Here is a 15938-nt window from a genome sequence, read left to right on the forward strand (position 1 = left end):
TCCGGGGTTTGACGCCCCGTCCGACGTTTCAAACTCTAGCCGATCCCCGCTCCGAAAAGCGAATCCAGCCGCAATCCGATAAAACGAGCACGCCAATTCAGCACCGAGCCACGAAGCGCAGAACGCGGACGCGACCCAGCACGGATCTGGGAAGTGGTGTTTCAGAGGATTGGCCGCCCCGGGACCGTCCGCGCAGACGCGTGTCCGGTGCTCCCTGCCGAGCAGCTCGAAGAACTCTACGCGCTTCGGCAGACGGATGCAAACAGCAGGCAAACGCGCGCCGACCGGACCCCGGGGAGAGGGGGTCCGGTCGGCGCGTCAGCGGGGCGCGGGCTCAGCTGTTGGTGGGGAAGCCGAGGTTGATGCCGCCGTGCGACGGGTCCAGCCAGCGCTGGGTCACGGCCTTGCCCCGGGTGAAGAAGTGCACGCCGTCCGGGCCGTACGCGTGGGCGTCACCGAACAGCGAGGCCTTCCAGCCGCCGAAGGAGTAGTAGGCGACCGGCACCGGGATCGGCACGTTGATGCCGACCATGCCGACCTCCACCTCGAACTGGAAGCGCCGGGCCGCGCCGCCGTCGTTGGTGAAGAGGGCGGTGCCGTTGCCGTACGGGTTGGCGTTGATCAGCGCCAAGCCCTCGTCGTAGGAGGAGACGCGCACGACCGAGAGGACTGGGCCGAAGATCTCGTCGTTGTAGACGGACATGCCGGGCTTCACGTGGTCGAACAGCGTCGGGCCCAGCCAGAAGCCGTCGGCGGTGGGGGTGCCGTCCTTGTCCTCGGCGGTGACCGGGTGCTTGCGGCCGTCCACGGCGAGCTCGGCACCGTCGGCGACGCCGGACTCGACGTAGGAGGTGACCTTGTCCCGGTGCTGGCCGGTGACCAGCGGGCCCATCTCGGAGTCGCCGTTGCAGCCCGGCCCGACCTTGAGGGTGGCGATCCGCTGCTTGATCTTCTCGACCAGCTCGTCGCCGATCGGGTCGACCGCCACCAGGACGGACACCGCCATGCAGCGCTCGCCGGCCGCGCCGAAGCCGGCGTTGACGGCGGCGTCGGCGGCGAGGTCCAGGTCGGCGTCGGGCAGGACCAGCATGTGGTTCTTGGCGCCGCCCAGGGCCTGCACGCGCTTGCCGTAGCGGGTGCCGGTCTCGTAGACGTAGCGGGCGATCGGGGTGGAGCCGACGAAGCTGACGGACTTGATGTCCGGGTGCTCCAGCAGGCGGTCGACGGCCACCTTGTCGCCGTGCACGACGTTGAAGACGCCGTCCGGCAGGCCGGCCTCCTTCCACAGCCCGGCGAGGAAGTTGGCGGCGGACGGGTCCTTCTCCGAGGGCTTCACCACCACGGTGTTGCCGGCCGCGATGGCGATCGGGAAGAACCACATCGGCACCATGGCCGGGAAGTTGAAGGGCGAGATGATCGCGACCGGGCCGAGCGGCTGGCGGATCGAGTAGACGTCGATGCCGGTGGAGGCCTGCTCGGTGAATCCGCCCTTGATGAGCTGCGGGATGCCGCAGGCGTACTCCACGACCTCCAGGCCGCGGGCGATCTCGCCCAGGGCGTCGGAGTGCACCTTGCCGTGCTCCGACACGATGATCGAGGCCAGCTCGTCGCGGCGGGCGTTCAGCAGCTCGCGGAAGGCGAAGAGCACGGTCGACCGCCTGGCGACCGAGGCGGTGCGCCACTCGGTGAAGGCCGAGGCGGCGGCGGCCACGGCCTGGTCGACCTCGGCGATCTCCGCGAAGTCGACCTGGCCGGCGACCTGGCCGGTGGCCGGGTCGAAGATGTCACCGCGGCGGGGCGCCGCACCGGCGGTGGCGACCGGCTTGCCGCCGATCCAGTGGATGATGTGCTTGCTCAAGGTCCGTCTGCCTCCGAAGTCCCGGGCGGCGTCCTGCCACCGGTCCGGTCTGGCGCCGCCCGCGAGTGGGCCGGGCGACGGAAATTCACGGGGCTACCGCGCTCGTCTCCCAGTCTGGTCGCCCTACGGGCGAGGCTCAACGAACAGGCTGACGGGGATCTCGGATTCAGCCTTACAGGTCGTCCGGTTGCTGCTCCGAACGTGTCACCGGTCCTCCGCGGGGCGCGGAGGTCCCGTCCCGTGGCGTCGGAGGCTCAGGCCTCCTCGTCCTCCGGGGACGGCTCCTCCAGGTACGGGTCGTGCAGCCCGTCCGCCGCCTCCTGGGTCTCCAGCAGGTCCAGCCGCAGGTCCTGCGCCCACGCCAGCGCCCACCGCTTCCGCTCGCCCACCGCCCCGGCCGGGACGCCGCGGGCGCGGAACCGGCCGTCCGCGGCCTCGGCGAGCGTCTCCAGCCGGTCGGCGAGCGCGGCGGGCTGGAAATCCGGGTCCAACTCACCTGCCAGTGCCAGCAGTTCGCCCTCGCTGTAGTAGCGGGTGAGGGCGTGGACGTCGATCAGGTCGCGTGGCATGCCCCGGTCCACGAGCAGCACGGTGGTCAGCGCCGCCGCGTCCTCCAGGGCGACCACCGGCAGCACCACCGGCGGCTCGTCCGGCCCGGGTGCGCCGAGGTCGAACCGGACCGGCCGGTGGCCCAACGGCTCCTTGCGCAGGTCCACCGAGTGCGTCCGGCCGCCCAGCGCCAGCCGGACGGTGAGCTGCTCCAGCCGCGGGGTTCCCGGCCGCTCGGCCACGCCGCCGCCGGCCGCCCGGTACGCCTCGGCCAGCGCGTCGGCCACTTCCGCCAGATCGGCGCCGCCGGTCGCCAGGGTGAGCCCGTCCTGCGCGCAGGCGGCGACACCGTGGGCGCGCAGCGCGTGCCCACCGGCCAGGGCGAGGCCGTACCGTTCGCAGACCGGCGCGGCCAGGCCGGCCAGGCGCAGCTGGGCCGGTCCGGGTCGCAGGGAGGCGTCGACGGCGTGCGGAACGGTGGTCACGCCTCCAGTCTGACGCGACCGCCCGCTCCGCGCGCCACCGCCGACCGACGGACTAGCGGACCGGCAGTCCGCTAGTCCGGCCGTCCGGTAGACCGGCACCGCCGACCCGCCGACCGACGGGCCGCTCTCGCCCCGCCCCGGCTCACCACCCGCCGAGCACCGCCGCAGCCTCGTGCAGGGCGAGCTCCAGCAGCACCGGGTCGTTGAGCCGCCCGGAGCCGTCGGGCGGGACGAGCCAGCGCACGCCCCGGCTGCGCCGCTCGGGGTGCGGGAGCGCGATCCAGGTGCCCTCCCCGGCACCGCGCACGCCGGTGCCGACCCAGCGGGCAGCGGTGCCGGGCGGCACCAGGAAGCTCACGTGCCCCTCGCCGAAGTCGGCGAGGACCGGGCCGCAGAGGCCGGTGTCCAGGAGTTCCACCACCGGGCGGCCGAGTCGGCCGGGGACGGACAGGACGTCCCAGCGGCGGCCGGCCGGGAGCAGCATCAGCCCCAGCCCGGTGCGTTCCCACTGCTCCCGGAAGGACTCCGGGTCCGGTGCCGCCTGGGCGAGCCAGTGCAGTCCGCTGCTCTCCATGTCTGTCCCCGCTCCTCGCCGTTCGTGCCGTTGGGGCGCGGCGGGAAAGACCGGGACCCGCCGTCACCAAGGAGAGGCGGACGGCGGGTCCCTCTTACACGGGTCCGCACGGGTGGCGACTTACACGGGTCCGCACGGGTGGCGACCGAGGTCGGCTCGCGAGGTCGGCCCGTACGGTCGGCTGTCGGCCGGGGTCGGCCCGTACGTCAGCTGTCGAAGCCCAGGCCCAGCCGGTCGAGCGTGCGCAGCCAGAGGTTGCGGTGGCCGCCGTTGCGGTCCGCCCGCTCCAGCGACCGGGTGGTGATCTCGATCCCGGCCCAGCGCACCGGCTCGGGCGGGAACGGCAGCGGCTTGCTGCGCACCATCTCCAGCGAGGTGCGCTCGGTGCGCTCGCCCGCGAGCAGGTCGAGCATCACCTCGGCGCCGAACCGGGTCGCGCCGACGCCGAGCCCGGTGTAGCCGACCGCGTACGCGACCTTGCCCCGGTACCCGGTGTCGAAGAACGCCGAGAACCGGCTGCAGGTGTCGATGGCGCCGCCCCAGGCGTTGGTGAAGCGCAGCCCTTCCAGCTGCGGGAAGCAGCGGAAGAAGTTGTTCGCCAGGGTGCGGAAGGTCTCCGGCCGCTGGTCGTACTCGTGCCGGACGTGGCCGCCGTAGTGGTAGACCGCGTCGTAGCCGCCCCAGAGGATCCGGTTGTCGGCGGAGAGCCGGAAGTAGTGGAACTTGTTGGCGCTGTCGCCGAGCCCCTGTCGCCCGCGCCAGCCGATCGAGGCGAGCTGCTCCTCGCTGAGCGGCTCGGTCATCAGCGCGTAGTCGTACACCGGCACGACGTACGGGCGGACCCGCTTGAGCAGGGACGGGAACACGTTGGTGCCGAGCGCGACCCGGCGGGCGAAGACCCGGCCGTACGGGGTGCGGGCGGCCATGCCGCTGCCGTACTCCCGCAGGTCGGTGGCCCGGGTGTGCTCGAAGACGCGCACGCCCTGGCTGAGGCAGGCCTCCTTGAGGCCCCAGGCGAGCTTGGCGGGGTGGACCATCGCCACGCCCTCCTTGTCCCAGAGGCCGCCGAGGAAGGTCGGCGAGTTCACCTCGGCGCGCAGCTGGTCGGCGTCCAGGACGGTGATGTCGAGGCCGTGGCGGGCGACCGCCTCCGCGAGCTCGTGCAGTTCCTCGACCTGGTGGGGCTGGGTGGCGACGTCGATCTCGCCGGTGCGCTCCCACTCCGCGTCGATGCCGTAGCGCTTGAGGGTGGCCTCGATGCCGTCGAGGTTGGCGGCACCGAGGCGTTCCAGCTGGGCGAGTTCGGACGGCCAGCGGTCCAGGCCGTTGCCGAAGCCGTGGGTGAGGCTGGCCGCGCAGAATCCGCCGTTGCGCCCGGACGCGGCCCACCCGACCTCGTTGCCCTCGACCAGCACGACGTCCAGCGAGGGATCGCGTTCCTTGGCGATGAGGGCGGTCCACAGACCGGAGTAGCCGCCGCCGACGACCAGCAGGTCGCAGGTGGTGTCGCCGACCAGGGCGGGCAGCGCCGCCGGCCGGCCCGGGTCCTCCAGCCAGAAGGGGGTGGGCCTGGCGTCACTGAGTGCGCGGGCGGAGTCCATGCATTATCAGCCACTTTCTACGGATAGATGACGTTACGAGCCACCGCTGACCGACCGTACGTCAGGCGGTGGCCTTCCGGCGGTTGCCGAGCCACTGGCCGGCGACGGTCAGCACCACGGCGGCGAGGAACATCGCGGTGCCGATGACGTTCACCTGCACCGGGATGCCGCGCTGCGAGGCGCCCCAGACGAACATCGGGAAGGTGACCGTGGTCGGGCCCGAGTTGAACTGGGTGATGATGAAGTCGTCGAAGGAGAGCGCGAAGCTGAGCAGCGCGCCCGCGGCGATGCCGGGCGCCGCCAGCGGCAGGGTGACCCGCAGGAAGGTCTGGGCGGGGGTCGCGTAGAGGTCCTGGGCGGCCTGTTCGAGCCTCGGGTCCATGCTCATCACGCGCGCCTTGACCGCCGTCACGACGAAGCTGAGGCAGAACATGATGTGCGCGATGAGGATGGTGGTGAAGCCGAACGGGATGCGCATGTTGAGGAAGAGCGTCCCGAGCGAGGCGGCCATGACGACCTCGGGCATGGCCATCGGCAGGAAGATCATCGCGGTGGTGGCGGAGCGGCCGCGGAAGCGGTAGCGGGCCAGCGCGAAGGCGACCATGGTGCCGAGCACGGTGGCGCCGATGGTGGCGAACACCGCGATCTGCAGGCTGAGCGAAAGCGACTGGCACATGTCGGCCACGCCGCAGGGGTTGGTCCAGGCGTCGGTGGAGAACTCGTTCCACTCGTAGTTGAACTTGCCCACCGGCCTGTTGAACGAGAAGGCGAGCACGACCAGGTTGGGCAGCACCAGGTAGGCGAGGGCCAGCAGCCCGGCCAGCACCACCAGGTGGGCGCGGACCCACTTCAGGATGCGGGACATCAGACCAGTTCCTCCGTCCCGGCCTTGCGCATGTAGACCGTCACCATGCCCAGGATCAGGGCCATCAGGATGAAGCTCAGCGCGGCCGCCGTGGGGTAGTCGAGCACGTTCAGGAACTGCTTCTGGATGCCGTTGCCGACCATCTGCTCGCTCGGCGAGCCCAGCAGCTGGGCGTTGATGTAGTCGCCGGAGGCGGGGATGAAGGTCAGCAGGGTGCCCGCGACCACGCCCGGCAGCGAGATCGGGAAGGTGACCTTGCGGAAGGTGGTGAACGGCCGGGCGTAGAGGTCGCCGGCCGCCTCGTGCAGGCGGGGGTCGATCCGCTCCAGCGAGGTGTACAGCGGCAGGATCATGAACGGCAGGAAGTTGTAGGTCAGACCGCAGACCACCGCGAGGGGCGTGGCCAGCACCCGGTCCCCGGAGGTGAGTCCCACCAGGTTGGTGAGGTCCAGGACGTGCAACGCGTTCAGCGCGCCGACCACCGGGCCGCCGTCGGACAGGATGGTCTTCCAGGCCAGCGTGCGGATCAGGAAGCTGGTGAAGAACGGCGCGATGACCAGGATCAGGATGACGTTGCGCCAGCGCTTGTTCGCCTTGAAGGCGATCGTGTACGCGAGCGGGTAGCCGACGGCCAGGCAGAGCACGGTGGCGACGCCCGCGTAGGAGAACGAGCGGACGAAGTGCCACTTGTACTCGACCAGGGCGTCCCAGTAGGTCGAGACGTGCCAGGTGACCTTGAAGCCCTCTTCGAGCGAGCCGGTCTGCAGCGAGGTGGACGCCTGGTAGACCATCGGGACGGCGAAGAAGACCACCAGCCAGGCGATGCCGGGCAGCAGCAGCCAGTACGGGGTGAGCTTGCGCCGGGGCTTGCGCTCCGCCGGTGTCAGCGGGATGACTTGCGGCGGCGCGGCCGGGGTGGTGGCGGTCATGCGGCCTCCTCCGCGGTGCCCGCGTCGATCGCCTGCGAGGCGTCCAGGGCGAAGGAGTGGGCCGGGTTCCAGTGCAGCCGGACGGCGGCGCCGGGGACGATCCGGGCGTCGCGCTCCATGTTCTGCTCGAAGACGGTGACCTCCTGGCCGCCCTCGGTGCGCACCACGTACTGGGTGGAGACGCCGATGAAGCTGGAGTCGAGCACCGTGCCGACCAGTTCGTTGCGGCCTTCGGCGACCTGCTCGGAGGCGTGCGTGATGGTGATCTTCTCCGGGCGCACGCCGAGGTGGACCTTCTTGGCGTCGGTCGCGCAGCGGGCCTTCGGCACGCTGAGGCGGGCGCCGGCCGCGCGCAGCAGCAGGTCGCCGCCCTCGGTGCCGGCGACCTCGGCGGGCAGCAGGTTGGACTGGCCGAGGAAGTTGGCCACGAAGGTGGTGGCGGGGTTCTCGTACAGCTCGGCGGGCGCGCCCAGTTGCTCGACCCGGCCGCCGTTCATCACCGCGATGGTGTCGGCCATGGTCATGGCCTCCTCCTGGTCGTGGGTGACGTGGACGAAGGTGATGCCGACCTCGGTCTGGATCCGCTTGAGCTCCAGCTGCATCTGGCGGCGGAGCTTGAGGTCGAGCGCGCCGAGCGGCTCGTCCAGGAGCAGCACCTGCGGGTGGTTGATCAGGGCGCGGGCGACGGCGACGCGCTGCTGCTGGCCGCCGGAGAGCTGGTGCGGCTTGCGCCGGGCGTACTGGCCGAGTTCGACCAGCTCCAGCATCTCGTCGACCTGCTTCTTGACGTCCTTCTTGCCGCGCCGGCGCAGGCCGAAGGCGACGTTCTCGAAGATGTCCAGGTGCGGGAAGAGCGCGTAGCTCTGGAACACGGTGTTCACCGGCCGCTTGTACGGCGGCAGGGCGGTGACGTCCTGGCCGCCGATCAGGACGGTGCCGCTGGTGGGCTCCTCCAGGCCGGCGATCATCCGCAGGGTGGTGGTCTTGCCGCAGCCGGAGGCGCCGAGCAGGGCGAAGAAGGAGCCCTGGGGCACGGTCAGGTCGAGGGGGTGGACGGCGGTGAAGGAGCCGTAGGTCTTGCCGATGCCGGTGAGCCGGACGTCGCCGCCGGCGGCCGCGTCGCGCTGCTGGTCTGTCATGGGGTGGTGTCTTCCTGGGTTCTCTGCCGTGGACGGGGGTCAGGCGCCGATGAGCTTGGAGAACTTCTGCTCGAAGTCGCTCTCCTCGCTCTCGGTGAGCGTGCGGAACACGTGCGCCTTGGCCGCCATCTCGGGGGTGGGTACGACCAGCGGGTTGGCCGCGCTGTCCGGGGCGAGGGCGGCGAGCTCCTCCTTCATCCCGGTGACGGCGGAGACGTAGCCGATGCCGGCGACCAGCTGCGCCGCGATCTTCGGCTGATAGTAGAAGTCGATCAGCTTTTCCGCGTTCGTCTTGTGCTGCGCCTTGGCCGGGACCAGCAGGTTGTCGGTCGAGGAGATGAAGCCCTTCTCGGGGACGACGAACTCGATGTCCGGGTTGTCGGCGCGCAGTTGGATCAGGTCGCCGCCCCAGGCGACGCAGGCGGCGATGTCGCCGGAGGAGAGCTCCTGACCGTAGTCGTTGCCGGTGAAACGGCGGATCTGCTTGCTGTCGACGGCCTTCTGCACCCGGGCGATCGCGGCGCCGAAGTCGTCCGCGGTGAACTTCGCCGGGTCCTTGCCCATGTCCAGCAGGACCATCCCGATGCTGTCGCGCATCTCGGAGAGGAAGGTGACCCGGCCCTTGAGCTCGGGGTCGTCCAGCAGCTGGGAGACGCTGGCGACCTCCTTCCCCTTGGTCGCCTTCTTGTTGTAGGCGACGACGACCTGGATGCCGGCCCACGGGTAGGAGTAGAGCCGCCCCGGATCCCAGTCGGGGGCGCGGAAGCGCGGCTCGACGTTGGTGATCGCGGTGGTGACGTTCGCCGGGTTCAGCTTCTGCACCCAGCCGAGCCGGATCAGCCGGGCGGCCATCCAGTCGGTGAGCACCACCAGGTCGCGGCCGGTGTCCTGGCCGGAGGCGAGCTGCGGCTTGATCTTGCCGAAGAACTCGACGTTGTCGTTGACGTCCTCGGTGTACTTGACCTTGATCCCGGTGGCCTGGGTGAAGGCGTCCAGGGTGCCGTGCTTCTCCTTGTCCTGCTCGTCGGTGTCCACGTAGAGCGGCCAGTTGGAGAAGTCGACCTCCTTCTCCGTGTCCGAGAGGTCCTTGGCGGCGTTCGCGGTGGAGTCACCGGTCGCCCGGGGAGCCGCCGGGATGCCGCAGGCGGCCAGGGTGCCGGCTCCGGCGGTGAGGGCGGCGGCGCGCAGCAGGGTGCGGCGGCCGAGTGCGGCCCGGCCGCTGGTCAGGCTGCGCTCCCAGGCCCTGCGGACCGGTTCGGGCAGACCGTCGGTGAGCTCGTTGAACGCCATGGAACGGGCCTCCTGGGGGGAGAGGGGGGCGTGGGGGAAGCGCCCCTGGTCCTGGGGGGGTTATCTGTCTCCGAAGACGGTGCGGTGCCAGTCCTTGCGGGCCACCGCGGTGGTGTCGAACATGACGTGCTTGACCTGCGTGTACTCGTCCAGGGAGTACTGGGACATGTCCTTGCCGTAGCCGGACGCCTTGTAGCCGCCGTGCGGCATCTCGCTGATGATCGGGATGTGGTCGTTGACCCAGACGCACCCGGCCGCGATCTCCCGGGTGGCCCGCAGCGAGCGGTGCACGTTCGTGGTCCAGGCCGAGGCGGCCAGGCCGTAGGGGGTGTCGTTGGCCAGCCGCAGGCCCTCGTCGTCGCCGTCGAAGGGCAGCACGACCAGCACCGGGCCGAAGACCTCGCCCTGGACGACCTCGCTGTCCTGGGCCGCGCCGGTGATCAGGGTGGGCGGGTAGTAGGCGCCCCGGGTGAGGTCGTGGCCGTCGTGGCCCTTCCGCGGCACGCGGCCGCCGGTGACCACGGTGGCGTAGCCGCGGGCGCGCTCCACGAAGCCGGCCACCCGGTCCCGGTGGGTGTACGAGACCAGCGGGCCGAGGTCGGTGTGCGGGTTCAGCGGGTCGCCGATCCGGATCGCCGCGAACAGCTCGGCCACCCCGGCCACGAAGGCGTCGTACAGCGGGCGCTGGACGTACGCGCGGGTGGCGGCGGTGCAGTCCTGGCCGCCGTTGATCAGCGAGGCGGCGACCGCGCCGTGCACGGCGGCGTCCAGGTCGGCGTCGTCGAAGACCACGAACGGGGCCTTTCCGCCGAGCTCCAGGTGGGTGCGCTTGACGCTCGCGGTGGCGATCTCGGCGACCCGCTTCCCGACGGCGGTGGAACCGGTGAAGGAGACCATCGCGACGTCCGGGTGCCCGACCAGGTGCTCGCCGGCGGTGCGCCCGGCGCCGGTGACCACGTTGACCACGCCGTCCGGGATCCCCGCCGCCGTGCAGGCGGCGGCGAACATCAGCGAGGTGAGCGGGGTCAGCTCGGCCGGCTTGAGCACGATGGTGTTGCCCGCCGCGATCGCCGGGAGGATCTTCCAGGCGGCCATCTGCAGCGGGTAGTTCCACGGCGAGATCGAGCCGACCACGCCGATCGCCTCGCGCCGCACGTAGGAGGTGTGGTCGCCGGAGTACTCGCCGGCCGCCCTGCCCTCCAGGTTGCGGGCCGCGCCGGCGAAGAACGCGGTGTTGTCGACGGTGCCGGGGACGTCGAACTCGGTGGCCAGCTTGACCGGCTTTCCGGTCTGCGCGGTCTCCACCCGGGCGAGGTCCGCGGCGGCCTCGGTCAGCACGCCGGCCAGCCGGGTGAGCGCCTCGGAGCGCGCGCCGGGGGTGGCCGAGGACCAGCCGGGCAGGGCGGCCCTCGCGGCGGCGACGGCGGCGTCCACGTCCCCGGTGCCGGCCAGGGCGACCTGCTCGACGACGCTGCCGTCGGCGGGGTTGACGACCTGGAAGGGCTCGCCGCTGCCCCGGGTCGGGCGGCCCGCGATGTACTGCGCGCCCGCGCCGAAGTCGGTCAGGTCCATCTGGTTCCTCCAAGTGCCGGTGGTACGACTGCGCAACGCGACATCGCGCCTCCGCGGGTAGCGGATTCCGCCGTGTCGATCACTAGGGGGTTGCGCGATCCTGACAGTCGGGCGGGGTCCTAGCAAGGGATTCCGCTGTTGCTTTCTGGTTACGCGACGGATTCCTGTGCGTGGCCGGTTTTCCGCCACGGCCGACCCGCTGACCATGCCCGTTGCCACCCCGGCGTGACAAGGGTCACTGCGACAACCCCGGCGTGAAGCGCCTTACAGGCTGCAAGGGTCCCGGCAGGGCGACAGGTCGTCCGGAGGATGGATGATTCACCTGACACTCTGATCAGCCCGGCCCGCGCTGTTCCCCCTCCCGACCTGGAGGCCCCGCGATGCTCCCCACCGTCGCCCGCGTACTCGACCTGGAGGTGATGCGGCGCGGCCTGCCCCAGGTGGTGGCCGGCGCCGACCACCTGGAGCGGCCGGTCCGCTGGGTCCACGTCAGCGAGCTGCCCGACGTGGCCGGCATGCTCCGGGGCGGCGAGCTGGTGCTGACCACCGGCATCGCGCTGCCCGAGGACCGCGAGGGCCTGGCCCGCTACGTCCGCGAGCTGGACGAGGTCGGAGTGGCCGGCCTGGTCGTCGAGTACGGGCGGCGCTACTTCGACGCGCTCCCCCGCGCGCTGGTGAACGCCGCCGAGCAGCGCGGACTGCCGCTGATCACGCTCCGCCGCGAGCTGCGCTTCGTCGCCGTCACCGAGGCGGTGCACGCCCTGGTGGTCAACGCCCAGCTGGAGCAGCTGCGCGTCTCCGAGTCCGTCCACCAGGTGTTCAACGAGCTGGTGGTGGAGGGCGCCGAGCCGCCCGAGGTGATCCGGCAGGTGGCCCGGATGGCGGGCGCGCCGGTCGTCCTGGAGAACCTGGCCCACCAGGTGCTCGCCCACGACACCGCCGGGCGTCCGGAGGCAGAGGTGCTGGAGGACTGGGAGCGCCGCTCGCGCGGGGTCCGTCCCTCCGGCCGCACCGGCCACGACCCGCGCAGCGGCTGGCTGGTCACCACCGTCGGTGCCCGCGGCCAGGACTGGGGCCGACTGGTGCTGGTCCAGGAGCCCGGACCGCTGCCCGCCGGCGAGGCCCACCCGCACACCATGCTGCTGGAGCGCGGCGCCTCCGCGCTGGCGCTCAACCGGCTGGTGGTGCGCGACCGGGAGAGCCTGGAGCGGCAGACCCACCGCACCCTGCTCTCCGGCATCCTCACCCACGCGCTGACCGTCTCCGAGGCCGCGCTGCGCGCCCAGGCGCTCGGCGTCCCGCTGGAGGGCCGGCGACTGGTCGGCGTGGTGCTGCGGCAGCGGCGCGGGCCGATCCCGGCCGCGCTGGAGGCGCAGGCCCGGCTGCGCGACTTCACCGAACTGGCGGCCGGGGCGGTCCGGGCCGCCCGGCTCTCCGCCCTGGTCGGCGCGCTGGACGACGAGGCCGTCGGCCTGCTGATCGCGCTCGGCACCCAGCAGGACGAGCACGCCGCCCTGGACGCCTTCTCGGCCGCGCTGCGCCGGATGGCCGCCGAGGCCGCCCGGGAGGGCGCCGACCCGGCGGGCCCGGTGGTCGCGGTCGGCTCCTCGGTCGGCTCGGTCCGCGACGCCCGGCGCACCCTGCTGGAGGCCACTCAGGTCGCCGACGCCGCGCTGCACGACTCGCCCGGCGGCCGCACCGCCTCCTACTACCGGCTGCCGGACGTCCGGCTGCGCGGCCTGCTCCACCTGCTGCGCGACGACGCCCGGCTGCAGACCTACGTGGAGCGCGAGCTGGGCCCGCTGCTGGCCCACGACGCCGAGCACAACGGCCAGTTGGTGCAGATGCTGCGGATCTACCTGGAGCAGGGCCGGAACAAGTCGGCCGCGGCGGACGCCGCGCACCTGTCCCGGCCGTCCTTCTACGACCGGCTGCACAAGGTCGAGCGGATCCTGGGCGTCGACCTCGACCAGGTCGAGTCCTGCCTGTCCCTGCACGTCGCCCTGCTCGCCCTGGACGCCGTACGGCGCTGAGACCCCTCGGGCCCCGGGGCTCACACCCCGGTGATCCGGCCCCAGACCTTGTGCAGCCGGGGCCGCTCGGCCGAGGTGACGTCGCGCATGGAGCGCAGCCGGGCGCGCAGCTCCTCGGTCGGGAAGACCAGCGGGTTCTCGGCGAGTTCGGCCTTCTCCCTGTCGCCGCCGGCCGCCAGCACCTCGCGGGCGGCCGGCACCGGGCAGATGTACTGGACGAACGCGGCCAGTTCGGCGGCCACCTCGGGCTGGTAGTAGTAGTCGATCAGCAGCTCGGCGTTGCGCTTGTGGCCGGCCCGGTTGGGGATCATCAGGCTCTCGGCCCACAGCTCGCCGCCCTCCTCCGGCACCACGAACGCGATGTCCGGGTTCTCGGCGGTGAGCTGGACGGCGTCGCCGGAGTAGGCCTGGCAGGCGAGCGCCGCGCCGGAGGCCAGGTCGCTGGTGTAGTCGTTGCCGGTGAAACGGCGGACGTGGCCGGTGTCGACCATCTTCTGCACCAGGTCCATCGCCTTGTGCGCGTCGTCGTCGTCGAAGGCCGCGATGTCGGCGCCCTGGGAGAGCATCAGCAGCCCGAGCGCCTCGTCCAGCCCGGCGAACAGCGTGACCCGGCCCTTGAGGTCGGGCGCCCACAGGTCGGCGGTCGACTTGATCTCCCGGCCGAGCGCCTTGCGGTTGTACGCGATGCCGGTGATCCCGGACTGCCAGGGGACGCTGCGCCGGCGCCCGGGGTCGAAGGCCGGGTTCGCGAGCTGCGGGTCCAGGTTGGCGGTGACGTTGGGCAGGTTGGCCCGGTCCATGGCCTGCACCCAGCCCAGCGAGACGTACCGGCCGGCCATCCAGTCGCTGACCACCATGAGGTCCCGGCCGGGGTCGGCGCCCTGCGTGAGCACCGGGCTGACCTTGCCGAAGAACTCGTCGTTGTCGTTGATGTCCTCGGTGTAGGTGACCTCGATCCCGGTCTTCGCGGTGAAGCCGTCCAGGGTCGGGCGCCCGCCCTGGTCGTCGGTGTCGATGTACTGCGTCCAGTTGGAGAAGGCGAGCCGCTTGTCGCTCTCCGAGCGGTCCGGCGCCGAGCGCCGGTCCTCGGCGACGTAGGCGGACGGGATCCCGCAGCCGGTCAGCGTGCCGGCGCCGAGCAGCGCGGCCCCGCCGAGCACGGAACGCCGGCGGATGAGCGAGGAGCGGGACGTACGGCGGGTCAGGGTGGAGCTGCTGGGCATGAGCGGCCTTCCGGGGCGTGGGACGGCCCCGGGCACACGGGGTGCCCGGGGCCGTCCGGTCGGTACGTCAGACAGTGTGCGCGTCGGTGAGCGACAGCACCTCGTCCAGCACCGCGAGGCCGGTCTTGGCCTCCTCCTCGGTGACGGTGCACGGCGGGACGACGTGGAAGCGGTTCATGTTGACGAACGGCCAGAGCCCGCGCTGCTTGCAGGCGGCGGCCAGCTCGGCCATCGGCGCGTTGGCTGCGCCGGCGGCGTTGTACGGCACCAGCGGCTCGCGGGTCCTCCGGTCCTTCACGAGGTCGAGCGCCCAGAACACGCCCAGGCCGCGGACCTCGCCGATCGACGGGTGCCGCTCGGCCAGCTCGCGCAGGCCGGGGCCGAGCACGGTCTCGCCGATGTGCTTGGCGTTCTCGACGATGCCCTCCTCCGCCATCGTGTTGATGGTCGCCACCGCCGAGGCGCAGGCCAGCGGGTGGCCGGAGTAGGTGAGGCCGCCCGGGAACGGCCGCTCGGCGAAGGTGGCCGCGATCTCGGCGCTGATCGCCACGCCGCCCAGCGGCACGTAGCCCGAGTTGACGCCCTTGGCGAAGGTGAGCAGGTCCGGGGTGACGCCCCAGTGGTCGGCGGCGAACCACTCGCCGGTGCGGCCGAAGCCCGCCATCACCTCGTCGAGGATGAACACGATGCCGTAGCGGTCGCAGATCTCCCGCACCCCGGCGAGGTAGCCCGGCGGCGGGATCAGGATGCCCGCGGTGCCGACGACGGTCTCCAGGATGACCGCCGCGACCGTGCCCGGCCCCTCGAACGCGATCACCTCCTCCAGGTGCCGCAGCGCGCGCTCGCACTCCTGCGCCTCGTTCTCGGCGTGGAAGTTGGAGCGGTAGGCGTACGGGCCCCAGAAGTGCACCACACCGGAGACGCCGGTCTCGTTGGCCCAGCGCCGGGGGTCGCCGGTGAGGGCGATCGCGTTGGCGGTGGCGCCGTGGTACGAGCGGTAGGTGGAGAGCACCTTCTGCCGGCCGGTGTGCAGCCGGGCCAGCCGGATGGCGTTCTCGTTGGCCTCGGCGCCGCCGTTGGTGAAGAAGATCTTGTCCAGGTCGCCCGGGGTGCGCTCGGCGATCAGCCGGGCGGCCTCGCTGCGCGGCTCGACCGCGAAGCCGGGCGCGAGGGTGCAGAGCTTCGCCGCCTGCTCCTGGATCGCGGCGACCACCTTGGGGTGCTGGTGGCCGATGTTGGTGTTGACCAGCTGCGAGGAGAAGTCGAGGTAGCGGTTGCCGTCGTAGTCCCAGAAGTACGAGCCCTCGGCGCCGGCCACCGCGAGGGGGTCGATCAGCGCCTGGGCGGACCACGAGTGGAAGACGTGCGCGCGGTCGGCGGCCTTGACGGCCTGGCCGGCGGCTGAGTCAGCGGTGGGGATGCTCATGCCGGTAAGGCTAGGGCCGGGCGTCGGCGAAGTGCAGTTTCATCTTGTCAGTCGGTCGCGCGATCCGTCGACAGGATGCAAAGGCACAGGGCCCGGGTCGAAAAGACCCGGGCCCATGGTCGGTTCATACGACCGAACGGTCTCGGACGGCCGTCATCCTGCGTCCGACGTCGTGACCCGCTAGATCGCGGTCATGACGTGCTTCACGCGGGTGTAGTCCTCGAAGCCGTAGGACGACAGGTCCTTGCCGTAGCCCGACTTCTTGAAGCCACCGTGCGGCATCTCGGCGACCAGCGGGATGTGGGTGTTGATCCAGACGCAGCCGAAGTCCAGGCGGCGGGACATCCGCATGGCGCGGGCGTGGTCCTTGGTCCACACCGAGGAGGCCAGCGCG

At 71.7% G+C, this 15938-nt stretch carries 13 protein-coding genes; 1 reads left to right on the forward strand and 12 read right to left on the reverse strand.

The annotated features are described in order from the left end of the window. Positions 1-334 precede the first annotated feature (334 nt). The 9 genes from ACIRD3_RS39895 to ACIRD3_RS39935 all read right to left on the reverse strand — a co-directional run bounded on the left by ACIRD3_RS39895 (position 335) and on the right by ACIRD3_RS39935 (position 10862). Entirely contained in the window at positions 335-1858 is a 1524-nt protein-coding gene (locus ACIRD3_RS39895; RefSeq protein WP_402226921.1) for a CoA-acylating methylmalonate-semialdehyde dehydrogenase, read from the reverse strand. A 254-nt stretch (positions 1859-2112) separates the two neighbouring features. Next, positions 2113-2892, reverse strand: coding sequence for a nucleotidyl transferase AbiEii/AbiGii toxin family protein (locus ACIRD3_RS39900; protein WP_402226924.1), 780 nt, complete (start codon positions 2890-2892; stop codon positions 2113-2115). Between the two features lie 142 nt (positions 2893-3034). Continuing rightward, on the reverse strand, positions 3035-3466 hold the full coding sequence (locus ACIRD3_RS39905) for a hypothetical protein (RefSeq protein ID WP_402226927.1): 432 nt from the start codon (positions 3464-3466) through the stop codon (positions 3035-3037). A 206-nt stretch (positions 3467-3672) separates the two neighbouring features. Next, positions 3673-5067, reverse strand: coding sequence for an NAD(P)/FAD-dependent oxidoreductase (locus tag ACIRD3_RS39910; protein WP_402226929.1), 1395 nt, complete (start codon positions 5065-5067; stop codon positions 3673-3675). A 61-nt stretch (positions 5068-5128) separates the two neighbouring features. Then, positions 5129-5932 (reverse strand): ABC transporter permease, encoded by an 804-nt coding sequence (locus ACIRD3_RS39915; RefSeq protein WP_402226932.1) that lies wholly within the window; start codon positions 5930-5932, stop codon positions 5129-5131. Then, on the reverse strand, positions 5932-6861 hold the full coding sequence (locus tag ACIRD3_RS39920; protein ID WP_402226935.1) for an ABC transporter permease: 930 nt from the start codon (positions 6859-6861) through the stop codon (positions 5932-5934). The genes ACIRD3_RS39915 and ACIRD3_RS39920 overlap by 1 nt, the downstream gene beginning before the upstream one ends. Next, complete coding sequence (locus ACIRD3_RS39925; RefSeq protein ID WP_402226938.1) at positions 6858-8000, reverse strand: ABC transporter ATP-binding protein; 1143 nt, start codon at positions 7998-8000, stop codon at positions 6858-6860. Before ACIRD3_RS39925 ends, ACIRD3_RS39920 begins: the two co-directional genes overlap by 4 nt. 39 nt (positions 8001-8039) lie before the next feature. Continuing rightward, positions 8040-9290 (reverse strand): spermidine/putrescine ABC transporter substrate-binding protein, encoded by a 1251-nt coding sequence (locus tag ACIRD3_RS39930; protein WP_402226940.1) that lies wholly within the window; start codon positions 9288-9290, stop codon positions 8040-8042. Positions 9291-9350: 60 nt separating this feature from the next. Further along, positions 9351-10862, reverse strand: a complete 1512-nt coding sequence (locus tag ACIRD3_RS39935; protein WP_402226943.1) for a gamma-aminobutyraldehyde dehydrogenase — start codon at positions 10860-10862, stop codon at positions 9351-9353. Positions 10863-11242: 380 nt separating this feature from the next. On the opposite strand from ACIRD3_RS39935, the gene ACIRD3_RS39940 reads away from it, so the two are divergent. Next, positions 11243-12895, forward strand: a complete 1653-nt coding sequence (locus ACIRD3_RS39940) for a PucR family transcriptional regulator (protein ID WP_402226945.1) — start codon at positions 11243-11245, stop codon at positions 12893-12895. A 20-nt stretch (positions 12896-12915) separates the two neighbouring features. On the opposite strand, the gene ACIRD3_RS39945 is transcribed toward ACIRD3_RS39940, so the two are convergent. The 3 genes from ACIRD3_RS39945 to ACIRD3_RS39955 form a co-directional block, all read right to left on the reverse strand. Further along, a complete protein-coding gene (locus tag ACIRD3_RS39945; protein WP_402226947.1) occupies positions 12916-14118 on the reverse strand; it encodes a spermidine/putrescine ABC transporter substrate-binding protein in 1203 nt (400 codons plus the stop codon). Between the two features lie 67 nt (positions 14119-14185). Then, positions 14186-15544 (reverse strand): aspartate aminotransferase family protein, encoded by a 1359-nt coding sequence (locus ACIRD3_RS39950; RefSeq protein WP_402226950.1) that lies wholly within the window; start codon positions 15542-15544, stop codon positions 14186-14188. 180 nt (positions 15545-15724) lie between these two features. Further along, positions 15725-15938 (reverse strand): aldehyde dehydrogenase family protein (locus tag ACIRD3_RS39955; protein ID WP_402226953.1); only part of this gene is annotated, 214 nt, incomplete at its 5' end.

Origin of the sequence: Kitasatospora sp. NPDC093550, assembly GCF_044764985.1 — a bacterium.
Classification (GTDB): Bacteria; Actinomycetota; Actinomycetes; order Streptomycetales; family Streptomycetaceae; genus Kitasatospora.